The sequence below is a fragment of the Synechococcus sp. GFB01 genome (assembly GCF_001039265.1).
In the GTDB taxonomy this organism is placed as follows: domain Bacteria; phylum Cyanobacteriota; class Cyanobacteriia; order PCC-6307; family Cyanobiaceae; genus NIES-981.
The window spans coordinates 1-21,219 of record NZ_LFEK01000034.1 but is presented as its reverse complement, the minus strand read 5'-3'; the positions used below and the strand labels follow the sequence as shown (position 1 = coordinate 21,219).

The window sequence follows — 21,219 nt, the reverse complement described above, 5'->3', positions numbered from 1 at the left end:
GCCACCACGCCACAGCAGGGCCAGCAGCACCGGCAGGTAGAAGAGCGGATGCTGGTGATGGCCATCAACGGCCTGTGTGGCCCGCTGCAGATTGCTGAACCCGATGAATCCCTGCAGATAGTCCCAGCGCCTGCCGGCGATCAGGCCTGCCAACCAGGGGCTGATCACCACCAGCATGGCCGTGCCCATCTGCAGCAGCGGCAGCGGTCGGAGGATGACCCGCCGGGTCTCGCCTCGCAGACAGCAATCCGCTCCGATGATCAGCAGGGGAAGACCGATTCCGAGCAGCCCCTTGCTCAGAAAGCCGACACCGCACCAGAAGCCGATCCAGGCGGCCCACCGCCGGGGTCTGAAAGGGCTCTCCGGCATGCAGAACCCGATCGCATAGCCGGCCAGGGCCAGCGTGATCGCGACACTCAGGTAGATGTCATGGACGGCCGAGTGGGCGAAAACGATCCAGCCGGGGCTGAGGGCCAGCAGGGTGCCGGCCAGGGCTGCCCGCAGCCAGGCCTCACGAGCGGGCAGCTCACGACGGGCCACCCGCTGCAGCAACCAGGCGATGACGGCCACTCCCAGGGTTGCGCAGATCGCCGCCGGCAGCCGTGCCAGCTCGGGGGTGAGTCCGAACCACTGCCAGACCACCATGGCGAGCCAATACGGCAGGGGCGGTTTGTCGGCATACAGGTGGCCATTCCACTGCGGCACCACCCACTCCTGCAGCCGCAGCATCGTTTCGGCGATGCCGATCTGCAGGGCCTCGGTCTTGTCGACCGGGGCCAGAGTGAACAGTCCCCCAAACAGGGCGAGGCTGCAGACCAGCGACAGCCAGAGGACCGTGGCCCAGCCCATCCAGGTGTTGCGCCCGAGGGGAGGAACAGCGCTGGCTGACGGGTTCAGCACAGCACCGCCACGCAGCGGCCGCAGAGGCTTGGATGGGCAGGGTGCTGGCCGATATCGGTTTCGTAGTGCCAGCAGCGCTCGCACTTCGCTCCGGATGCCCTGGCGATCCGCACGGTGAGCCCCCCTTCGCTGGCTTCCGCCAGCATCGCAGCAGGGGGCTCGCCGCCCTGCTGCACGCTCGAGACCAGCAGCCAGTCGGCCAGGTTGTCGACGCTGGGGTGGGGGGATTGCTCCAGCCACCGCAGGGCTTCTGCGGTGGTCTCGCTGCCCTCCTCCAGTTCCAGCTGAACCTGGGCCTCCAGGGATGCGCCGAGCTGTCCGCCTGAGCGGCAACTCTCCAGCTGACGGTTCACCAGGGCCCGCAGCGCCAGGATCCGCTCCATCGGTGTCTCCAGATCGGGACGGCGCCACTGCTCGGGTGCGGTGGGCCAGCCGCGCTCGAACACCGAGGTCTCGGCCACCGCGTAGGGCAGGTTCTGCCAGATGTCCTCGGCCATGTGGCACAGCACCGGCGCGATCAGGCCCGCCAGCCGCTCCACCACCAGGGCCAGCACGGTCTGGCAGCTGCGGCGGCGGAAGTCATCGGCTCTGCTCACATAGAGGCGGTCCTTGGCGATGTCGAGGTAGACGTTGGAGAGGTCCACCACGCAGAAGTTCTGCAGCGCCTGGAAGAAGCGGTAGAACTCGAAGCGCTCGAACTCTCCCGTGACCGCGTCGATCAGGGCGGCGCTGCGCTGCAGCATCCACTGATCCAGCAGCGGCAGCTGTTCGCAGCGCACCGAGTCTTGGGCGGGGTCGAAGTCGTGCAGGTTGCCGAGCAGATAGCGGGCCGTGTTGCGCACCTTGCGGTACACGTCGGCGAGCTGCTTCACGATGCCCGGCCCCAGGGGCACATCGGCGGAGTAATCCACCGAGCTCACCCACAGCCGCAGCACATCGGCTCCGTAGGCAGGCTCCTGTTTTTCGTTCCTGCCGCCTTCCACCAGCACCGCGGGATCGACCACGTTGCCGAGCGATTTGCTCATCTTGCGGCCCTTCTCATCGAGGGTGAAACCGTGCGTGAGCACCCGCTTGTAGGGGGCGTGGCCGTTGACGGCCACCGAGGTGAGCAGGCTGCTCTGGAACCAGCCGCGGTGCTGGTCGCTGCCCTCGAGGTAGAGATCGGCGGGGTAGTGGAGTTCGGGTGCACGGCTCTCGCTGCCGGCGATCCCACCCAGCACGCCGGCCCAGGAGGAGCCGGAGTCGAACCACACGTCCATCGTGTCGGTGCCCTTGCGCCACTGGGCCGCTTCGTCGGCATACGCCGGCGGCAGCAGGGCGGCCTCATCGCGCTCCCACCACACATCGGCGCCGTGCTCGGCGATCAGAGCCTGGATGTGGCTGAGGGTGGCCTGGTTGAGCAGCACCTCACCGGTAGTGCGGTGATAGAACACGGGAATCGGCACGCCCCAGGTGCGCTGGCGGCTGATGCACCAGTCGCCCCGCTCGCTCACCATCGCTTCGATGCGGTTGCGGCCGCTGGCCGGCAGCCACTCCACCTGGGCGATGGCTTCGAGGGCCGTCTGGCGGAACCCCTCCACCGAAGCAAANNCCACTGCTCGGTGGCACGGAAGATCGTGGGTTTCTTGGTGCGCCAGTCGTAGGGGTAGCGGTGCTCGTAGCGCTCCTGCTTGAGCAGCAGGCCCGTCGCCTCCAGGGCGCTGAGGATCGCAGGGTTGGCGTCCTTCAGCACATTGGTGCCGGCGAAGGGGCCCGCCTCGGCCGTGAGATTGCNGGCCTCATCCACCGGGCAGAGCACCGGCAGGTTGTACTTGCGGCCGGTGTTGAAGTCGTCGACGCCGTGCCCNGGGNCCGTGTGCACCAGGCCGGTGCCGGTTTCGGTGGTGATGTAGTCACCGCCGATCACCACGGGGCTGGTGCGCTCCAGCAGCGGGTGGCGGTACACGATCCCCTCCAGCTCCGCTCCCTTCACCGTCAGCAGCGGCTCGAGGGTGCGTTCGAGCTTGGCCTCGAGGCTCTCGCGCAGAGCGGAGGCCACCACCAGATGGCGCTCACCGCTGCGGCAGATCACGTAGTCGAGCTCGCCATTCACCGCCACCGCCTGGTTGCCCGGCAGGGTCCAGGGTGTGGTGGTCCAGATCGCCACGGCCAGGTTGGGGAGGTCGCCGCCGAGCCGGGCTGCCAGCGCCTGGGGTAGCTCCACCACCGGGAACGCCACGTAGATGCTGGGGGAGGTGTGGCCATCGGGATACTCCAGCTCGGCCTCGGCCAGGGCGGTGCGGGAGCTGGGGCTCCAGTGCACCGGCTTCAGGCCCCGGTAGATGTGGCCGGCGAGCACCATGGCGCCGAACACCTGGATCTGGGCGGCTTCGTAGCTCTTCTGCAGGGTGAGGTAGGGCGCATCCCAGTCGGCCCAGATGCCCCAGCGGCGGAACCCGGTCTTCTGCAGCTCCACCTGCGCGAGGGCATAGGTCTGGGCCTTGCGGCGCAGCCCGAGCGGCGTGAGCTCAGCCCGTTCGCTGCTGCTCAGACCCTGCAGTACCTTGAGTTCGATCGGCAGGCCGTGGCAGTCCCAGCCCGGAACGAAGCGTGCCCGTCTGCCCTGCAGCAGGGCTGTCTTGTTGACGATGTCCTTGAGGATCTTGTTGAGGGCGTGGCCCACATGCAGCGCCCCGTTGGCGTAGGGGGGGCCGTCGTGCAGGGTGAACGGCTCGCCTGGGTTCTCCCGGCTGAGGCGTTCATAGATCCGCTGCTCGGCCCAGAACGCCTGGATCTCCGGTTCGCGCACCTTGGCGTTCGCCCGCATCGAGAAGGGCGTCTGCAGAAGGTTGAGGGTGTCCTTGTAGGAGAGGGGCGCGGACTCGGACACGGGGCTGGCGGTCACGGTGCCGGGGCGGCAAGGGGCGATTATCCCGCCCGGTTGCCGTCGTCTTCGGGGGCGCTCTCGCCATCGGCATCGGCTGGCTCGGCCGCGGCAGTGGGCTCGGCCGTGGCGTCTTCGGCCGGGGCCTCCGACCCGGATGTCGCTTCGGAGGCCTCGATCAGGGCATCCAGCTCCACGAACGAGCTCACCTCCGTGACCGCGGCTGGCGGCTGATCGGTGCCGCCGGCCGCCGGGGTGGTCTCCGGTTCCGGACGCACCCAGCGCTTGCCGGTGCCGCTGCGGGCCTGGCGTCGCTCCGCCAGCCAGCCGCGGAACCCGGCCAGCAGGCGGCTGGCCTCCTCCAGGAGCCGGGCCAGGGCGGCACCGGTCTGGCTGAGGCTGGTCTGCCAGCGCTCCTTCGACCAGAGCCGCTGCTGTTCCTCAGGGCTCAGCAGCCGCCAGCGGGCCTGGCCCACCTCCAGCCCGAGGCGGCCNGATCAGCAGACCGCCGCAGAGCACACCGAGCATCGGCGCGCCGCTGAGACGCTCCGCCGTGGTCACCAGCACCAGGCCCAGCAGCAGCACCACCGCGCCCCACACCGCATCGCGGGGACGGCTCAGTTCGGTGGCCAGCAGCGGCAGCAGCAGGATGGCGAGGCCCAGCAGCAGCGCCAGGTAGCCGCCGAGGGTGGCGAGCATGGCCAGGTGGCAGGAACATCCATTCTGGGCGGCCCGGGCAGATCCCCATCGTCTGGGGCCAGACCCCACGCCGGGTCCTGCCTAGAGTCGCAGGGCTGCCCACCTGGCGGAATTGGTAGACGCGCTGGTTTTAGGGTCCAGTGGCTTCGGTCGTGGGGGTTCAAGTCCCCCGGTGGGCATCGGACATTCGCTCAGCCTCACCCCCGGCTCCGGATCCGGCTCTACACCTCCTTAAGGTGGTGCAACGATTTCGGTTGGCGCCGCCCCTGGGGATGACGCAAGCTCCGTCGCTGCCCACCGGGCTCCGCACCACGACCTCCCCGCTGCCCGCCAGCCGTGCCGCCGTGAGCGCGGTGCCGCGTGAATTCCTGGACCCTCCTGCCGCCTGGAATCCCACGGTGGGGCTGTTTCTGGCGGGCTACGGCCTGGCCGCTCTCACCATCTGGGGCTGGTTCGCGGGCGGCTGGCCCCTGCCGCTGCTGCTCTTCACCGGCTTCCTGGCGCTGCACCTGGAAGGCACGGTGATCCACGACGCCTGCCACAACGCCGCCCACCCCAATCGCATCTGGAACGCTGTGATGGGCCACGGCGCCGCCCTGCTGCTGGGTTTCAGCTTCCCGGTGTTCACACGGGTGCACCTGCAGCACCACGCCCACGTCAACGATCCGAAGCATGATCCGGATCACATTGTCAGCACATTCGGGCCGCTGTGGCTGATCGCACCACGCTTCTTCTATCACGAGGTGTTCTTCTTCCGCCGGCGCCTCTGGCGTCGCTATGAGTTGCTGGAGTGGGGCATCGCCCGCGGCATCTTCGCCGCCATCGTGATCGCAGCAGCCAAATATGGCTTTCTGCCGTTCGTGTTCAACTGCTGGTTCGCGCCGGCACTGATGGTGGGCGTGACCCTCGGTCTGTTCTTCGATTACCTGCCCCATCGTCCGTTCCAGTCACGCAACCGCTGGCACAATGCCCGCGTGTATCCGGGCAGGCTGATGAACTGGCTGATCATGGGCCAGAACTATCACCTCATTCACCATCTCTGGCCTTCGATTCCCTGGTTTGAATACCGGCCTGCCTATCACGCAGTGAAGCCGATTCTCGATGCCAAGGGTTCACCCCAGCGGCTCGGATTGTTCGAGTCCCGCAGCGATGGTCTGAATTTCCTCTATGACATCCTGCTGGGTGTGCGCAGCCACAGGAAGCGGCGCAGCAAGCTCCGCCCACTGGCGGCTCTGATGCCCACCCGCCATGCCCGCCGGCGGGTGCTCGAGCTGTTGCATCGCACCGCCGTGTCGCCGGTGCGCTGATCATTGAACAGTCCCTAGTCGCCCAGGATCTTCGGCACGCGGAAGAAGTCTCCCTCCCGCTGGGGTGCCAGATCCAGGAGCTCTTCGCGCACCGGGGTGGGTTCCACCCGATCGTCGCGGGTCACATTCACCACCTCAACGGCACGGGTGGTGGGGGGCACCCCGGTGGTGTCCACCGCTTCCAGGTGCGCCACGTAGTCGAGGATCCGCTCGAGCTGACCGGTGTAGGTCGCAATCTTGTCCTCGGGCAGGGCGAGGCGGGCCAGTTCGGCCACCTTGCGCACGTCGTCGGCTGTGATGCGGCTCATCCGGACCAGGCGGAATCTGTGGGGTGACGCTAGCCGCTCAGGCCGGCTCAGCCAGAAACGCCTCCAGCTCACGGCAGAGGCTGCCGGCAGCCACATCCAGAAAGCGTGCGCCGTGTTCGGCCCGGGCCAGGAAGGGATCGGNAGCCCATGCGCCCATCGGGGTGGCGGCGGCGGAAATCCTCCGGCCCGTGGATCGGCCCGGCCGGGGCCGGTTCGGGCAGGGGGCGCTGCTTGTCCTCCAGGCTGGGCTCGAGGTGCAGGGTGAGCGCGATCTCGCTCGGGGTGGCGTGGTGCCCTTCGCGCTCGCCATAGAGCTCCCGGGCCAGCGCCATCGCCTCGGGCGCATGAACCAGTTGGCCAGCCGACAGCGCAGCTGCGGCGCCACCGGCAGTCCCCGGCTGGCGGCCGTGCCGTAGGCCTGGGCGAAGGCCGCCCTGCTGGTGGCGATGTTGCCGCCGTGGCCGTTGATCACGAAGATCCGCTCGAAGCCGTGCCCGGCCAGCGACAGCACCAGATCGTGCAGCAGCGCCAGCAGGGTGCTGGGCTGCAGGCTGATCGTGCCGGCGAAGCCGAGGTGGTGCTCCGCCATGCCGAAGGCCTGGGTGGGGGTCACGAGCACGCCGCTGCGGCGGCCCACCTCGAGAGCCACCGCCTCCGCGGTGAGGGCATCGGTGCCGATCGCCCCGGTGGGGCCGTGCTGCTCGGTGGAGCCCAGCGGCACGATCACCCCCTTGCAGCGGGCCAGATAGGTCTCCACCTCCGGCCAGCTGCGGAGCTGCAGGCGGATGTCGGCGGTGGAACCGGCAGGGCCGGGGAAACTGGTTTGGGTCATGGTGAACGGCGGCAACCCGCCTGGGTGTGCCTAGGGTTGGCAGGCCTGCATCGCCTGGTGATGGCCATGCTGCACCGCAAGCTCTACCAGTTCTGTGCCGAGCAGCGCCCCGTGTGGGTGTTTCTGCGCGACCAGCAGCGCTGGATCGAGGAGGCGCTGGTGGTGGAGATCGAGGGGGATCTGGTGACGCTGCGCTACGACGCCGAAGACGACGACGAATCCCACAGCTGGGAGGAGAGCGTGCGGCTCGATTCGATCGGCGCGGTCAGCACCCGCCTCTCCTTCGTGAGCCGCTCCCCCGGGGAGGAATTGCTCACGGCCGACGACTGCCCGGAGGCGGAGCGGCTCAGCCAGCCCTAGTGGCCAGCCTCAGTGGGCCGTGCCGTTGCCGTCGTAGTCGTCGGTGTCGTAGTAGCCGCCCTTGGTGCCGAAGAACAGGCTGGCCAGCACAAAGAGCCCGCTGCCGAACACCAGCACGGTGCCGAGGTTGAAACCGGAGGAAGCCATGACCAGCTGCGGCCTGCAGGGTGTGAGCCCCATTGTGACGGGTCTCGGTTCTCACGGCGCGGCTGGCCCGAGTGCATTGCCGCCGGGCTTCTTCGCCCGCCCCGCCGAAGTGGTCGCCCCCGAGCTGATCGGCTGCCTGCTGGTGACACGGCGGGCTGCTGGCGAGCTGCTTTGGGGCGTGATCGTGGAAACGGAGGCCTATTCCCAGGCAGAGCCGGCCTGCCACGGGCATCGCCGCCGCAGCCCCGGCAACGAAACCCTGTTTGGTGAGCCTGGGCGGTTTTATGTGTATGTGAGCTATGGCATCCACCACTGCGTGAATGTGGTGACGGACCGGGCCGACTGGGCCAACGGCGTGCTGCTGCGTGCGGTGGCCNTGCCCGGGGAGGGCGAACGGGTGGCCGCGGGGCCGGCGCTGCTGGCCCGGCGCTTCGGCATCGATCGGTCGCATGACGCCTGCCCGGCGCATCCGGATCGGGGGCTCTGGCTGGCGCCNAGACCGGCTGCCCTGGCAACCCTCACCCCGACGGAGCTGATGCAGACCGGCCGGATCGGCATCAGCCAGGCACAGGAGCTGCCCTGGCGCTGGTATCTGCGGGNCAGCCGCAGTGTGAGCCGCCGCGCCCGCGGAGACCGGACTCCCGCCCCGCCGGAGGCNTGGTCGCTGGCCGCCGATTCGCCGTGCTTCTAGCCTGAAGCCGTCAGCTGCCGGCAGCCTTGAGCGACTGGAGTCACCGCCACGTGCTCGATCTGGCGGCCTTCTCGCTTGCCGATTTCACCACCGTTCTGGAGCTGGCGCAGCGCTTCCGGGCGCTGCCCACCACAGGCGCCAGGAAGTTGCCCGCGCTCCAGGGCCGGCTGGTCACCACGCTGTTCTTCGAACCCAGCACGCGCACCCGCAGCAGCTTCGAGCTCGCGGCCCGGCGCCTCTCGGCCGATGTGCAGAGCTTCTCGCCCGCCTCCAGCTCGCNTGAGCAAGGGGGAGAGTCTGCTCGNACACGGCCCGCACCTACGTGGCCATGGGGGCCAACGTGCTGGTGGNTGCGGCACCGCTGCGCCGGCGTGCCCCAGAGCCTGGCGGCCGATCTCGACCAGGCCGGCGAGCGCGTGGCGGTGCTCAACGCCGGCGATGGCCTGCACAGCCACCCCAGCCAGGGGCTGCTGGATCTGTTCACCCTTGCGCGCCATTTCGCGCCGGAAGCGCCCACGCCTGAGGCTCTGCGCGGCAGGCGCATCGTGATCGTGGGCGACATCCTCCATTCGCGGGTCGCCCGTTCCAATCTCTGGGCCCTCACAGCCTGCGGCGCCGACGTGGTGCTCTGCGGCCCTCCCACCCTGTTGCCGGAGGCCTTCGCCGAGTTCGTGGCGGCCCCGCCGCCGGGTCAGGCCTGCGATCCGGTGGCAGCCCGCGGCGGCGTGTGGATCGAGCGGCAGCTGGAGCGGGCCCTTTCGGGTGCCGATGCGGTAATGACCCTGCGACTGCAGCATGAGCGCATGCAGCAGCACCTGCTCACCAGCCTCGACACCTACCACCGCGTCTACGGCCTCAGCCATGAGCGCCTGGCCCTGTGCGGCAGGCCGGTGCCGGTGCTGCACCCCGGTCCGGTCAATCGAGGCGTGGAGATGACCGGCGCCCTGCTCGACGATCCCGCCTGCTGTCTGGTGGATGAGCAGGTGCGCAACGGCATCCCGGTGCGCATGGCCCTGCTCTATCTGATCGCGGCGGAGGTGGGAAGCGGGGCTGCGCCGCCCGTGGTCACAGCAGCTTGAAGCCGTCGACCAGCAGGCCGTAGAGCAGGCCGATGCGGACCATGTCGAGCAGCTGCAGGCCCAGCCGGTCGCCGCCTCGCCGCCGCAGGGGCCCGCGGGCCCGGATCGCCAGCTCCATCGCCGCGACGCAGATCAGGGCGGCGACCGGGTCGAGCTTCGAGAGCGCGCCGGTGATCGCTCCAACCATGCCGCCGATGCTGAAGCTCACCAGCAGCACGATCAGCTGCAGCGAGAGGCGCCGCCAGGGGTTCCGGGCCCAGGCCACCAAGGCATCCCCCGCCCCAGCCAGTTCCTGCTGGAAGCGGGTCTGCTGACGGCGTGGGGATACCAGAAAGCGCTCGGACGCCACAGAATGGGGGGCAGGGGTGCTGGCGGTCGGTGATCCCCATCACCCGGCCCTGGCCCTGCCAGCCCTTTTGTACACCATCTCTGGCGTTCTGGGGTGAATCCGGCGCTACTGATAGGGGATTCCAATAAAAAAGCCCGAGGCCGGGGCCTGGGCTGGGGTGATGGGGACGGAGCAACGAAACCGCCCCGCGGCGATCGCCGCAATCGTGGCTGAGCCGTTTGGCGGAGCGTCCTGCTGGGGGTTGACGGCCGCGGTGTCTGTTGCGCGGCTGGATTCAGCCGTCGCTTTCCTTCTTGCGGGACGTCTTGCCCTCCAGGAGCTCCAGCAGGGCTTCCATCTGAGCCATCACGCCCCGCACTTCGCCGGCCTCGGGCAACAGTCCGTCCTCCATCACGCCCTGGTGCATCTCGCGGAGTTCCTGGCGGATGTAGCGCAGGTGGCTGACCACCTGTTCGCGCTTCGATTGCGACATTGATGGGGACTGAACGTGCCCCCCTTTTACCGTATCGGCGTCTCAGTTCTGGCCGAAGCGCGACTTCGCCTGCTCATAGAAGGCCTCATCGACCGCTTCCAGGCCGGCCTCGGCGGCCAGGCTTTCGATCCGCTTGCGCACCACGGGCCGCACGAAGAACGGCACCTCCTTGAGTCGGGCTTCGGCTTGGGGCGTCCAGTTCACGGGGGCTGAGGCAGGGGCGAGGGCTGTCCGGATCACGCAGCCCCGCGTCACAGCCCAGCCTCCGGGGCGGCGGCCGCCGTGGAGCCGGCGATGGAGAATAGGGGACTCGAACCCCTGACCTCTGCGGTGCGATCGCAGCGCTCTACCAGCTGAGCTAATTCCCCCGGTGGGTGCCGTGACCGGCGCACTCATTATCGCTCGGCCCGCGATCGCTCGGTTCACCCCACCCATCACCACCCGCTCCTCCACGCCGCCAGGCCCCAGCCGATGACATCAACCAGCCCCGAGTGGATCACGCCCGAACGGCTCGCGGCTTTTGACGAGGCCAGCATCGCCGAACTGGCCCGCCGTCTCGATGACGACGACTACCCCAGCCCGTTCGATGGGCTGGCCGACTGGCATCTGATGCGGGCCCTGGCCATTCACCGCCCCGAGCTGGCCCGTCCCTACCTGCACCTGGTCGACCAGGAGCCCTTCGATGAGGACTGAGCCGCGATGAGCGGCGATCCGCTGACCGGACGCCGCATCCTGGTGGGGATCAGCGGCAGCATCGCCGCGGTGAAGCTGCCCCAGGTGGTGAGCGCCCTGGTGCAGCGCGGCGCCCGGGTGCGCTGTGTGCTCACGCCCAGCGCCGAGCGCCTCGTGAGTGCGGTGGCTCTCGCCAGCCTCAGCCGCCACCCCTGCCATCTCGATGCCGACCAGTGGAGCCATCAGGCGCCGCGGCCGCTGCATGTGGAGCTGGCCGAATGGGCCGAGCTGGTGCTGGTGGCACCGCTCAGTGCCAGCAGTCTGGGCCGCTGGGTTCAGGGGCTCGGCGACACCCTGCTTGCCAGCACGCTGCTGGCCACCGAGGCGCCGGTGGTGGCTGCTGCGGCGATGAACACGGCGATGTGGAGCGCTCCGGCGGTGCTGCGCAACTGGCAGACGCTGCAGGCGTTCGGGCGCGTGCTGCCGCTGGGCCCGGCGGAGGGCCTGCTGGCCTGCGATCGGCGGGGAGCCGGCCGCATGGCGGAGCCGGTGCAACTGCTGCTCGCCCTGGAGTCGCTGGCCCTGTGGGGCTGGCAGCGCGACTGGAGCGGCTTGCGGCTGCTGGTGAGCGCCGGTCCCACCCGCGAGCCGCTCGATCCGGCACGCTGCCTCACCAACCCCAGCACCGGTCTGATGGGGGTGATGCTGGCTCAGGCAGCACGGCTGCGCGGAGCTTCGGTGACGCTGGTGCACGGCCCGCTCAGCCTCGATCCCCTGCTGCTGGATGGTCTGGCCTGCCATCCGGTGCAGACCGCTGCCGAGCTGGAGACTGCTCTCGCTGCCGCTCAGCCGGAGGCCGATGCGGTCGCCATGGCGGCGGCGGTGGCCGATCATCGGCGGACCTCGCCGCTGGCCGGCAAGCTGCCCAAGCATGAGCTGGAGGCCGAGCTGGGCCGAGGCTGGCAGGCGGTGCCGGATCTGCTGGCGGGGCTGGTGGCGCGCCGGCCGGCCGGTCAGCGGATCCTCGGCTTCGCTGCCCAAAGCGGCGATGTGCTGAGCCAGGCCCAGGCCAAGTTCGCACGCAAGGGCTGTGACCTGCTCTTTGCCAACCCGATCGATCAGCCCGGCGTGGGGTTCGGCGCGCCGCTCAATCAGGGCTGGCTGCTGGGGCCGGGTGATGCCCAGCGCCNACTGGNCCCGGCCGGCAAGCTGGCCATCGCCCACGAGCTGCTCACGGCGCTCAGGCCGCCAGAGCCTGTTCGTCGTCCGGCGGCTCGCGCTGCAACAGATCCATGAACGTGCGCAGCTGCAGTCGGGGGATGTAGGGCCAGCCGCCGCTGCTCTCCATCGTCTGCAGCAGATCGAACAGGGCGTTGCGGTTGGCCGGCAGGCTGTTGCGGAAGGGCCCGTCCTGGATGGTGCGGTGCAGCTGCTCGACCTGGCGCAGCAGTGCCAGCAGGGCAGCCGGTTCACCATCGAGCTCGACGGCGAGCGCCTCGATCTGCTCGAGCGCCTGGCGGAGCCGCTGCTGCTGCTCCGGATCGAGCGGGGTGGGATGGCCAGGGGGACTGGAGCTGGTCATGGCGCCGGGGGCGTGGCAGCGGCCGTGGCTGCCGCCCTCGCATACAGGTTGTTGAGAGCCGCGTCATCGTACGGGGAACCCGGGTTTTGCACCGGTAGGATCCGCCGCAGCCCAGTTCCCGCTCCTCCTCTGCGGCGTTCTCCCATGCGTTTCCGTCCCCTGCTGGCCCTTGTGCTGGCGCTGTGTCTGACCCTGGTGACCGCGTGCAGCGGAGGGGCCCAGGCCAAGGACCGCCCCAGCCTCACCTACGACGACATCCACAACACCGGTCTGGCCAACGATTGCCNGACCCTGCCGGAATCAGCCCGCGGTTCCATCCCTCTCACCGCCGGTGGCAAGTATCAGCTCCGCGAGATCTGCATGCATCCCGCCGAGGTCTTCGTGAAGGGTGAGCCGGCCAACAAGCGCCAGGAGGCTCAGTTCGTGTCCGGCAAGATTCTCACCCGGTTCACCACCAGCCTCGACCAGGTCTATGGCGACCTGGCGGTGCAGGGCGACGGTCTCAGCTTCAAGGAGCAGGGGGGTCTCGATTTCCAGCTGGTGACCGTGCTGCTGCCCGGTGGTGAGGAAGTTCCCTTCGTGTTCTCCAGCAAGGAGCTCGAGGCCACCGCTGAGGGTGCCGCCATCACCACCAGCACCGACTTCACCGGTAGCTACCGGGTGCCCAGCTACCGCACGTCCAACTTCCTCGATCCGAAGGCCCGCGGCCTGACCACCGGGGTCGAGTATGCGCAGGGTCTGGTGGGTCTGGGCGCCGACAATGAGGAGATCGCCCGCGAGAACATCAAGCGCTATGTGGAGGGCACCGGCAACATGGAGCTCTCGATCACCAAGGTGGATGGCAGCACCGGCGAGTTCGCCGGGGTGTTCACCGCCATCCAGCCCTCCGACACCGACATGGGCTCCAAGGATCCGGTCGACGTGAAGATCACCGGTCAGCTCTACGGCCGCCTGGAGCAGGTCTGAGTCGCTCACGGCTCCCGGGGGACGTCCGACAACCGCCGTTGCCAGGGGGTCCCTCGGGACCCCCTTGGCATGCGCTCCGCGGTGGCCTCACCGCAGGGTTGAAGGAGCCCGTCTGGGAGAATCCTGGCCACTCGATCGCCTGGCCATGACTGCTGCCGCCCCATCTGCTGCCACATCCGGCCTGATCACGCCCCACGGGGGCAGCCTGGTGGATCTGATGGTGCCGGCGGCCGAACGGGAAGCGGTCAAGGCCAGCGCAAGTCGGCGGCTCGAGTGCAGCGACCGCAACGCCTGTGACGTGGAGCTGCTGATCGTGGGCGGCTTCTCGCCGCTGCGCGGCTTCATGCACCAGGAGGACTACGCCTCGGTGGTGGAGCGCAACCGCACCAGCAGCGGCCTGCTGTTCGGTCTGCCGATCGTGCTCGACACCAGCGACGAGACCATCGGCGTGGGTGATCGGCTGCTGCTCACCTACCGCGGCCAGGAGCTGGCGGTGTTCACCGTGGAGAGCAAGTGGGAGCCCGACAAGGTGCTAGAGGCCAAGGGCTGCTACGGCACCACGTCCCTGGAGCACCCGNCCGTGCGGATGATCGCCAGCGAGCGCGGCCGCTATTACATGGGCGGCCGGCTGCAGGGGCTGGAGTTGCCGCGGCGGGTGTTCCCCTGCAGAACCCCCGCCGAGGTGCGCTCCACCCTGCCGGCCGGGGAAAGTGTGGTGGCGTTCCAGTGCCGCAACCCGATCCATCGCGCCCACTACGAGCTGTTCACCCGGGCGCTTCATGCCAGCAACGTGAGCCAGGGCGGCGTGGTGCTGGTGCACCCCACCTGCGGCCCCACCCAGGACGACGACATCGCCGGCGAGGTGCGCTTCCAGACCTACGAGCGCCTGGCGGCCGAGGTGGCCAACCCCCGCATCCGCTGGGCCTACCTGCCCTATTCGATGCATATGGCCGGCCNGCGCGAGGCGCTGCAGCACATGATCATCCGCAAGAATTACGGCTGCACCCACTTCATCATCGGCCGCGACATGGCCGGTTCGAAGAGCTGCCTCAGCGGCGACGACTTCTACGGTCCCTACCAGGCCCAGGATTTCGCCCGCGACTGCGCCCCGGAACTGGGCATGGAGACCGTGCCCTCGCTGAACCTCGTCTATACCGAGGAAGAGGNCTATGTGACCGCAGAGCACGCCGAGGCCCGCGGCCTGCACGTGCGCAAGCTCAGCGGCACCCAGTTCCGCCAGATGCTGCGGGGCGGCGAGGAGATCCCGGAGTGGTTCGCCTTCCGTAGTGTGGTGGAGGTTCTGCGGGCGGCTGCCTGAGGGCCCTCAAGCCCGATCCCTGGGGACCGCGGCGGTTAACATTCCGTTACTTAACTCTCAGCTGAGGCCTGGCCGTGAAGAAACGCTGGCGCAACGCGGGTCTGTACGTGCTCCTGGTGATCGTGATGATCGCCGTGGGCACCGCCTTCCTGGATCGGCCCAATCCGGCCAGCCAGCCGGGCACCATGCGGTACAGCGAATTCGTGGAGGCCGTGCAGGCCAACGAGGTCAGCCGCGTGCTGATCTCGCCTGACCGCGGCACCGCCCAGGTGGTCGAGAACAGCGGCCAGCGGGCCGTGGTCAACCTCGCCCCCGACAAGGATCTGCTGAAGCTGCTCACCGACCACAACGTGGACATCGCCGTGCAGCCCAGCCGTGAACCGGCGGCCTGGCAGCAGGCGGTGGGCAGCCTGATCTTCCCGCTGCTGCTCCTGGGCGGCCTGTTCTTCCTGCTGCGCCGCGCCCAGGCCGGTGGCGGCAACCCCGCCATGAACTTTGGCAAGAGCAAGGCGCGGGTGCAGATGGAACCCCAGACCCAGGTGACCTTCGGCGATGTGGCCGGCATCGAGGGCGCCAAGCTCGAGCTCACCGAGGTGGTCGACTTCCTCAAGAACCCCGACCGCTTCACCGCCGTCGGCGCCAAGATTCCCAAGGGTGTGCTGCTGGTGGGCCCTCCCGGCACCGGCAAGACCCTGCTGGCCAAGNCTGTCGCCGGCGAGGCGGGTGTGCCGTTCTTCTCGATCTCCGGGTCGGAGTTCGTCGAGATGTTCGTGGGCGTGGGTGCCAGCCGGGTGCGCGATCTGTTCGAGCAGGCCAAGAAGAACGCACCCTGCATCGTGTTCATTGATGAGATCGACGCCGTTGGCCGTCAGCGCGGTGCCGGTCTCGGCGGCGGCAACGACGAGCGCGAGCAGACCCTCAACCAGCTGCTCACCGAGATGGACGGCTTCGAGGGCAACACCGGCATCATCATCGTGGCGGCCACCAACCGTCCCGACGTGCTCGACGCGGCGCTGCTTCGCCCTGGCCGTTTCGATCGCCAGGTCGTCGTCGACCGGCCCGACTACAGCGGCCGTCTGCAGATCCTCGGCGTGCATGCGCGCGGCAAGACCCTGGCCAAGGATGTGGACCTTGACAAGGTGGCCCGCCGCACGCCGGGGTTCACCGGAGCGGATCTGGCCAACCTGCTCAACGAGGCGGCGATCCTGGCCGCCCGCCGTCAGCTCACCGAGATCTCGATGGACGAGGTGAACGATGCCATCGAGCGGGTGATGGCGGGCCCCGAGAAGAAGGACCGGGTGATGAGCGAGAAGCGCAAGCGCCTGGTGGCTTACCACGAAGCGGGCCACGCCNTGGTGGGCGCGCTGATGCCCGATTACGACCCTGTGCAGAAGATCTCGATCATTCCCCGCGGCCAGGCTGGCGGCCTCACCTTCTTCACGCCCAGCGAGGAGAGGATGGAATCGGGTCTCTATTCCCGCGCCTACCTTCAGAACCAGATGGCCGTGGCTCTTGGCGGCCGGGTCGCCGAGGAGATCGTCTACGGAGACGACGAGGTCACCACCGGTGCCTCCAATGACCTGCAGCAGGTGGCCCGTGTCGCCCGCCAGATGATCACCCGCTTCGGCATGAGCGATCGCCTCGGACCGGTGGCCCTGGGTCGCAGCCAGGGCGGCATGTTCCTCGGGCGCGACATCGCGGCGGAACGCGACTTCTCCGAAGACACCGCCGCCGCGATCGACGAGGAGGTGAGCCAGCTGGTGGCAGAGGCCTACAGGCGCGCCACCGAGGTGCTCACCGCCAACCGTGCCGTGCTGGATCAGCTGGCCGAGATGCTCGTGGAGAAGGAGACTGTGGATGCCGAGGAACTCCAGGAGCTGCTGATCAACTCCGACGTCAAGGTGGCCGAATACGTCTGACGACGGCGCCGCTGATCCGCTGATCGCGGGCCTGCGGCGTCTGCCCTTGCTGGCGGTGCTGCGCCCGCGGGATCAGGGTGAGGCCCTGCCGCAGCTGGAGGCCCTTCAGGCCGCTGGTCTGCGGCATGTGGAGCTGGCCGTGAACCCCAGCGAGGCCTGGGTAGCCATGATGCGGCAACTGATCAGGGCCTTTCCACAGCTGCACCTCGGTGCGGCGTCCGTGCGCCGGTTGACCGATCTGGAGGCCGCCGTTGCGGCCGGGCTCGACTATGCCGTGTCGCCGATCGGCGATCGCGAGCTGCTCCGACGCGCCACCACCCTGGGGATCACGCTGGTGCCGGGTGTGTTCACGCCCACCGAGCTGGCTCAGGCGATCGGCTGGGGAGCCCGGCTGGTGAAGCTGTTCCCGGCCCGTGCCGTGGGACCCGGATACTGGCATTCCCTCAGCGGTCCTCTGGGGCCGCTGCCCTTCTGCATCGCCGCCGGCGGGCTCGGCGTCGACGACGTGGGGCCATGGCTCCGGGCCGGTGTGGACGCGGTGGCCCTGGGCTCAGCGCTGTTCGCCGACCACCAGCCTGCGCCAGCCCTGCAGCCCGGCCTGGCCAGCCTGATTGTCAATCTGCAGCGCCATGGCTACCGCTGAGATAGAGCTGTCTTCCTGTATGTCGCAACTCACCATTCAGCTGAGTGACAGGGCCGATGCCCTGATCGCCCAGCTTCAGAAGGAGATCTTCAACCGCCGCCGCAAGAAGGTCACCCCAGCCGGGGTGGTGCAGACCCTGGTGGAGAGCGGCGCCAAATCCCAGAGCGACAAGCGGTTCGCCACATCCTGGAAGAATCTGATCGCCGACATCGAGAAGGCGGCGAAGCTGGCCGATGCCCACGGCGCCAAACCCGCCAACCTCACCGATGAGGAGTGGGCGATGGTGCTCAACCACCGCAATCGGGTGGGGCGCAGCCCGGCTCCCGCCGCCGGGCGCAAGCCTGCCGCCCGGAAGGCTTCCGCAGCCAGGGCTTCGAACAAGGCAGCGGCCAGGCCCGCGGCGGCCAAGCCATCCGAGGCCAGGAAGCCCGCTGCCGGCAAGGTGGTGGCCCCCAAACCGGCCGCCCGCAACCCCGTGCGCAAGAAGGCCGTGCGCGCCACCACGCTCAACCCCGAGCAGGGCAGCAACGCCGTTGCCAGGCCGCTGGCGGATCGGCTCAGCTGAGCTTCGAGGGCGGCGACGCCGCCCTCACCAGAGGCTGCACTGCCCCTGCTGGCGCAGCAGATGGTCGGCCAGCACCAGCGCCACCATCGCCTCCACCATCGGCACGGCCCGCGGCAGCACGCAGGGGTCATGCCGCCCCCTGCTGCCAGGGTGGTGGCTTCGCCGCGGTCGTTGATCGTCTGCTGTTCCTTGCGGATCGTGGCAGTGGGCTTGAAGGCCACGCGGATCACGATCTCCTCGCCGTTGCTGATGCCGCCCTGGATGCCGCCGGAGTTGTTCGTGGCGGTGCGCAGGCGGCCGGCCTCGCTGGGCAGGAAGGCGTCGTTGTGCTCGCTGCCTCTGAGGAGGGTGCCGCCGAAGCCGGAGCCGATCTCGAAGCCCTTGGTGGCCGGCAGCGACATCACCGCCTTGGCGAGGTCGGCCTCGAGCTTGTCGAACACCGGCATGCCCANGCCCCACCGGTGGCCGTCGCACCAGGCAGGTGATCACGCCGCCGCAGGAGTCGCCTTCGCGGCCGATCGCCTCGATCCGCTCGATCATCCGCTCGGCGCTGCTGGAATCAGGGCAGCGCACGATGTTTGATTCCACGGCCTCCAGGGTCACGGCTGACGGATCGATCTCGGCCTCGATCGTGTGGATGCGCTGCACCCAGGCGAGCACCTCGGTGCCGTTGGCCCGGGCGAGCAGTTGCTTGGCGACGGCGCCGGCGGCGACGCGGCCGATCGTCTCGCGGGCGGAGGCGCGGCCGCCGCCGCTGCGGGCCTGGATGCCGTATTTAGCCTGGTAGGTGGCATCGGCGTGGGAGGGGCGGAAGGCCACCTCCATCTCCTTGTAGTCCTGCGGTCGCTGATCTCTGTTGCGCACGAGCATCGCGATCGGGGTGCCGAGGGTCACCCCATCCAGCAGACCGCTGAGGATCTCGACGCGATCGTCCTCCTTGCGGGGGGTGGTGATGCGGCTCTGGCCCGGTCTGCGGCGGTCCAGCTCGGCCTGGATGGCTTCGAGATCCAGGGGCATCCGTGGCGGGCAGCCATCCACGATCACGCCCACGCCGCCGCCGTGGGATTCGCCGAAGGTGTGGATGCGAAAGAGCCGGCCGAAGCTGCTGCCCATGGAGTGCCCGTGCTGGGGCGAGCCTACAAAGATGGCCCGGCCGGCTCCGGGGGAATCGTGATGGGCAGCCCTTCGGCTCCGGCATAGACCACCACGATCACGGCCGGATCGGGGCCGAGGCTTTCACCCCTGTGGATCCGGTTCACCACCTCGATCAGGGCGTCGCCGGCTCTGAGTTCCCGGCTGCTGCCGTTATCGAGCACCACGCGCAGCCGCCCCTGCAGCAGCACCCCGGCATTGATCACCGGATGCTGGTGCCTGCCCAGGCTGGCGCCGGCGGGGATGGTGATCCGCAGCACGGTGACCAGAGGCTGCCCCCGGGGATAGGCCGGCAGCGGTTCGCCGGTCCAGGCCTTGCTGCTGCGCGCCAGGGTCTCCACCCGCACCCCGTCGACCTCGCTGCCGGGCCCTTCGCTGGCGGCCAGGGCCGCAGGCTGGCGCCTGCCGCGAGCCACAGGCTGATCAGCCAGAGCGATGGGATGGGGCGCCGGGCCATGCCGTTCCGGTGGGGACTGCCTTTAGCGTCGCTCACGGAGTTGTCTGGCCGGGGTGAGAAAACAGGAGCGGGCCGCGCTGATCCGCCAGCGGCTGGAGGAGCAGTACCCCCAGACGCCGGTGCCGCTCGATCACCGCGATCCCTTCACCCTGCTCGTGGCGGTGTTGCTCAGCGCCCAGTGCACCGACAGGAAGGTGAACGAGGTGACGCCGGCCCTCTTCGCCGCCGGTCCGGATCCGGCCGCGATGGCGGCCCTGCCGGAGGAGACGATCCTGGGTCACATCCGCCAGCTGGGCCTGGCCCGCACCAAGGCCCGCAACCTGCGCCGGCTGGCGGAACTCCTGCTGGAGCGTCATGGCGGCGCGGTGCCGCGCAGCTTCGCCGCGCTCGAGGCGCTGCCGGGGGTGGGCCACAAGACGGCCAGCGTGGTGATGGCCCAGGCCTTCGGGGTGCCGGCCTTTCCGGTGGACACCCACATCCACCGCCTGGCCCAGCGCTGGGGCCTCAGCAGCGGCCGCAGCGTGGAGCAGACCGAGCGCGACCTCAAGACGCTGTTTCCGCGCGAGGCCTGGAACAAGCTGCATCTGCAGATCATTTTCTATGGGCGGGAGTTCTGCACCGCCCGCGGCTGCGATGGCACGGCCTGCCCGCTTTGCCGGGAGGTCTACCCGCGCCGTCGCCGGCCGTTGGTCTGCCGCAAGGCNTGAGCATCTGGCCCCGGCTGCCCCCAAGCAAAAAGCCCCCGCCGGAGGGCGGGGGCTTGCGGGATTCCGTTGGTCAGCCCAGCTGCTGACGGGCAGTGGGGTTCAGCTGGGCTGTTGGGCCTCAGCCGATCGCCGGGGCGGTCAGCGCCACGGGGGTGGCTTCCGCAGCAGCCAGGTCGAGCGGGAAGTTGTGAGCGTTGCGCTCGTGCATCACTTCCATGCCCAGGTTGGCGCGGTTCAGCACGTCGGCCCAGGTGTTCACCACACGGCCCTGGCCATCCAGGATCGACTGGTTGAAGTTGAAGCCGTTCAGGTTGAAGGCCATCGTGCTCACGCCCAGGGCGGTGAACCAGATGCCGACCACCGGCCAGGCAGCCAGGAAGAAGTGCAGGCTGCGGCTGTTGTTGAAGCTGGCGTACTGGAAGATCAGGCGACCGAAGTAACCGTGGGCAGCCACGATGTTGTAGGTCTCTTCCTCTTGGCCGAACTTGTAGCCGTAGTTCTGGCTCTCGCTCTCGGTGGTCTCACGCACCAGCGAGCTGGTCACCAGCGAGCCGTGCATGGCGGAGAACAGGCTGCCGCCGAACACACCGGCCACACCCAGCATGTGGAAGGGGTGCATCAGGATGTTGTGCTCAGCCTGGAACACCAACATGAAGTTGAAGGTGCCGCTGATGCCGAGGGGCATGCCGTCGGAGAAGGAGCCCTGACCGAAGGGATAGACTAGGAACACAGCCGAGGCGGCGGCCACAGGAGCGCTGTAGGCCACGCAGATCCAGGGCGCATGCGAGCCGGTAGGAGAGTTCCCACTCACGGCCCATGTAGCAGAAGACGCCGATCAGGAAGTGGAACACCACCAGCTGGTAAGGACCGCCGTTGTACAGCCACTCGTCGAGGCTGGCGGCTTCCCAGATGGGATAGAAGTGCAGACCGATGGCGTTGCTGGAAGGCACAACAGCGCCGGAGATGATGTTGTTGCCGTAGATCAGGGAGCCGGCAACGGGCTCACGGATGCCGTCGATGTCGACGGGAGGGGCGGCGATGAACGCCACGATGAAGCAGATGGTCGCAGCCAGCAGGGTGGGGATCATCAGCACACCGAACCAGCCACGTAGAGGCGGTTGTTGGTGGAGGTGACCCAATCGCAGAACTGCTGCCAGCTGGAGGCGCCGGAGCGCTGCTGGAGAGTGGTGGTCATGAGAACGAGAAGGAATGTTCCAGAGGAACGGGTATG

At 68.8% G+C, this 21,219-nt stretch carries 23 protein-coding genes, 2 tRNA genes and 3 pseudogenes; 13 read left to right on the top strand and 15 right to left on the bottom strand.

Translation table 11 applies throughout. The features are described from left to right. The 4 genes and pseudogenes from SYNGFB01_RS05765 to SYNGFB01_RS16265 all read right to left on the bottom strand — a co-directional run. A partial coding sequence (locus tag SYNGFB01_RS05765) for a glycosyltransferase family 39 protein (protein WP_200900068.1) occupies positions 1-849 on the bottom strand: 849 nt, incomplete at its 3' end. A gap of 44 nt (positions 850-893) precedes the next feature. Further along, positions 894-3,706 (bottom strand): annotated as a pseudogene (gene ileS, locus SYNGFB01_RS05760) (isoleucine--tRNA ligase). A 101-nt stretch (positions 3,707-3,807) separates the two neighbouring features. Then, positions 3,808-4,239, bottom strand: coding sequence for a hypothetical protein (locus tag SYNGFB01_RS16270; RefSeq protein ID WP_369795490.1), 432 nt, complete (start codon positions 4,237-4,239; stop codon positions 3,808-3,810). Continuing rightward, entirely contained in the window at positions 4,205-4,462 is a 258-nt protein-coding gene (locus tag SYNGFB01_RS16265) for a Ycf66 family protein (protein WP_369795489.1), read from the bottom strand. The genes SYNGFB01_RS16270 and SYNGFB01_RS16265 overlap by 35 nt, the downstream gene beginning before the upstream one ends. A 97-nt stretch (positions 4,463-4,559) precedes the next feature. Here SYNGFB01_RS16265 and SYNGFB01_RS05750 point away from each other — a divergent pair. Beyond that, positions 4,560-4,641: transfer RNA gene (locus SYNGFB01_RS05750), tRNA-Leu, on the top strand. 93 nt (positions 4,642-4,734) lie between these two features. Next, entirely contained in the window at positions 4,735-5,769 is a 1,035-nt protein-coding gene (gene crtR, locus SYNGFB01_RS05745) for a beta-carotene hydroxylase (RefSeq protein ID WP_048017296.1), read from the top strand. A gap of 14 nt (positions 5,770-5,783) precedes the next feature. Here the strand turns inward: crtR and gatC are convergent, their stop codons facing one another. Together gatC and SYNGFB01_RS05735 are read right to left on the bottom strand one after the other, a co-directional pair. After that, a complete protein-coding gene (gene gatC, locus SYNGFB01_RS05740; RefSeq protein WP_048017295.1) occupies positions 5,784-6,077 on the bottom strand; it encodes an Asp-tRNA(Asn)/Glu-tRNA(Gln) amidotransferase subunit GatC in 294 nt (97 codons plus the stop codon). A gap of 37 nt (positions 6,078-6,114) precedes the next feature. Next, positions 6,115-6,909 carry a creatininase family protein gene (locus SYNGFB01_RS05735; protein ID WP_072061569.1) on the bottom strand — a complete coding sequence of 265 codons (795 nt, stop codon included), beginning with the start codon at positions 6,907-6,909 and terminating at the stop codon, positions 6,115-6,117. Between the two features lie 66 nt (positions 6,910-6,975). Between SYNGFB01_RS05735 and SYNGFB01_RS05730 the strand changes: the two genes are divergently transcribed. Next, entirely contained in the window at positions 6,976-7,269 is a 294-nt protein-coding gene (locus SYNGFB01_RS05730; protein WP_048017302.1) for a DUF6679 family protein, read from the top strand. Positions 7,270-7,278: 9 nt separating this feature from the next. On the opposite strand, the gene SYNGFB01_RS14845 is transcribed toward SYNGFB01_RS05730, so the two are convergent. After that, positions 7,279-7,416: a hypothetical protein gene (locus SYNGFB01_RS14845; protein WP_200900067.1), complete on the bottom strand. Its 138-nt coding sequence runs from the start codon at positions 7,414-7,416 to the stop codon at positions 7,279-7,281. On the opposite strand from SYNGFB01_RS14845, the gene SYNGFB01_RS05725 reads away from it, so the two are divergent. Further along, positions 7,415-8,107 (top strand): DNA-3-methyladenine glycosylase, encoded by a 693-nt coding sequence (locus tag SYNGFB01_RS05725; RefSeq protein WP_082325891.1) that lies wholly within the window; start codon positions 7,415-7,417, stop codon positions 8,105-8,107. The genes SYNGFB01_RS14845 and SYNGFB01_RS05725 overlap by 2 nt on opposite strands. A gap of 26 nt (positions 8,108-8,133) precedes the next feature. Next, positions 8,134-9,186: an aspartate carbamoyltransferase catalytic subunit gene (locus SYNGFB01_RS05720; RefSeq protein ID WP_235299945.1), complete on the top strand. Its 1,053-nt coding sequence runs from the start codon at positions 8,134-8,136 to the stop codon at positions 9,184-9,186. On the opposite strand, the gene SYNGFB01_RS05715 is transcribed toward SYNGFB01_RS05720, so the two are convergent. From SYNGFB01_RS05715 to SYNGFB01_RS05700, 4 genes are all read right to left on the bottom strand, one after another. Next, positions 9,173-9,535: a DUF565 domain-containing protein gene (locus SYNGFB01_RS05715; RefSeq protein ID WP_235299944.1), complete on the bottom strand. Its 363-nt coding sequence runs from the start codon at positions 9,533-9,535 to the stop codon at positions 9,173-9,175. The genes SYNGFB01_RS05720 and SYNGFB01_RS05715 overlap by 14 nt on opposite strands. 274 nt (positions 9,536-9,809) lie before the next feature. Next, on the bottom strand, positions 9,810-10,007 hold the full coding sequence (locus SYNGFB01_RS05710; protein WP_048017294.1) for a hypothetical protein: 198 nt from the start codon (positions 10,005-10,007) through the stop codon (positions 9,810-9,812). Positions 10,008-10,049: 42 nt separating this feature from the next. Then, positions 10,050-10,211, bottom strand: coding sequence for a PCP reductase family protein (locus tag SYNGFB01_RS14535; protein ID WP_048017299.1), 162 nt, complete (start codon positions 10,209-10,211; stop codon positions 10,050-10,052). Positions 10,212-10,302: 91 nt separating this feature from the next. Next, positions 10,303-10,375, bottom strand: a tRNA-Ala gene (locus tag SYNGFB01_RS05700). Between the two features lie 103 nt (positions 10,376-10,478). Here SYNGFB01_RS05700 and SYNGFB01_RS05695 point away from each other — a divergent pair. Together SYNGFB01_RS05695 and coaBC are read left to right on the top strand one after the other, a co-directional pair. Continuing rightward, a complete protein-coding gene (locus SYNGFB01_RS05695) occupies positions 10,479-10,700 on the top strand; it encodes a DUF2555 domain-containing protein (RefSeq protein ID WP_048017293.1) in 222 nt (73 codons plus the stop codon). Between the two features lie 6 nt (positions 10,701-10,706). Continuing rightward, the gene (gene coaBC / locus SYNGFB01_RS05690) at positions 10,707-11,975 is read left to right on the top strand and encodes a bifunctional phosphopantothenoylcysteine decarboxylase/phosphopantothenate--cysteine ligase CoaBC (protein WP_048017292.1); all 1,269 of its coding nucleotides are present in this window, start codon (positions 10,707-10,709) and stop codon (positions 11,973-11,975) included. Here coaBC and SYNGFB01_RS05685 read toward each other — a convergent pair. Next, positions 11,920-12,261 carry a hypothetical protein gene (locus SYNGFB01_RS05685; RefSeq protein WP_048017291.1) on the bottom strand — a complete coding sequence of 114 codons (342 nt, stop codon included), beginning with the start codon at positions 12,259-12,261 and terminating at the stop codon, positions 11,920-11,922. The genes coaBC and SYNGFB01_RS05685 overlap by 56 nt on opposite strands. A gap of 144 nt (positions 12,262-12,405) precedes the next feature. Between SYNGFB01_RS05685 and psbO the strand changes: the two genes are divergently transcribed. From psbO to SYNGFB01_RS05660, 5 genes are all read left to right on the top strand, one after another. Continuing rightward, a complete protein-coding gene (gene psbO, locus SYNGFB01_RS05680; protein ID WP_048017290.1) occupies positions 12,406-13,227 on the top strand; it encodes a photosystem II manganese-stabilizing polypeptide in 822 nt (273 codons plus the stop codon). 145 nt (positions 13,228-13,372) lie between these two features. Further along, entirely contained in the window at positions 13,373-14,545 is a 1,173-nt protein-coding gene (gene sat, locus SYNGFB01_RS05675; RefSeq protein WP_048017289.1) for a sulfate adenylyltransferase, read from the top strand. A 74-nt stretch (positions 14,546-14,619) separates the two neighbouring features. Continuing rightward, complete coding sequence (gene ftsH3, locus SYNGFB01_RS05670; protein ID WP_048017288.1) at positions 14,620-16,464, top strand: ATP-dependent zinc metalloprotease FtsH3; 1,845 nt, start codon at positions 14,620-14,622, stop codon at positions 16,462-16,464. Between the two features lie 19 nt (positions 16,465-16,483). Continuing rightward, complete coding sequence (locus tag SYNGFB01_RS05665) at positions 16,484-17,107, top strand: bifunctional 4-hydroxy-2-oxoglutarate aldolase/2-dehydro-3-deoxy-phosphogluconate aldolase (protein WP_048017287.1); 624 nt, start codon at positions 16,484-16,486, stop codon at positions 17,105-17,107. A gap of 19 nt (positions 17,108-17,126) precedes the next feature. Beyond that, positions 17,127-17,672 (top strand): hypothetical protein, encoded by a 546-nt coding sequence (locus SYNGFB01_RS05660; RefSeq protein ID WP_048017286.1) that lies wholly within the window; start codon positions 17,127-17,129, stop codon positions 17,670-17,672. A 24-nt stretch (positions 17,673-17,696) separates the two neighbouring features. Here SYNGFB01_RS05660 and aroC read toward each other — a convergent pair. Beyond that, positions 17,697-18,785 (bottom strand): annotated as a pseudogene (gene aroC, locus SYNGFB01_RS05655) (chorismate synthase). Between the two features lie 23 nt (positions 18,786-18,808). Then, a complete protein-coding gene (locus SYNGFB01_RS05650; RefSeq protein WP_235299943.1) occupies positions 18,809-19,240 on the bottom strand; it encodes a cupin domain-containing protein in 432 nt (143 codons plus the stop codon). 94 nt (positions 19,241-19,334) lie between these two features. Between SYNGFB01_RS05650 and nth the strand changes: the two genes are divergently transcribed. Beyond that, entirely contained in the window at positions 19,335-19,988 is a 654-nt protein-coding gene (nth, locus tag SYNGFB01_RS05645; protein WP_048017285.1) for an endonuclease III, read from the top strand. A 118-nt stretch (positions 19,989-20,106) separates the two neighbouring features. Here nth and psbA read toward each other — a convergent pair. After that, positions 20,107-21,183, bottom strand: a pseudogene (gene psbA, locus SYNGFB01_RS05640) (photosystem II q(b) protein). Positions 21,184-21,219: the final 36 nt, after the last annotated feature.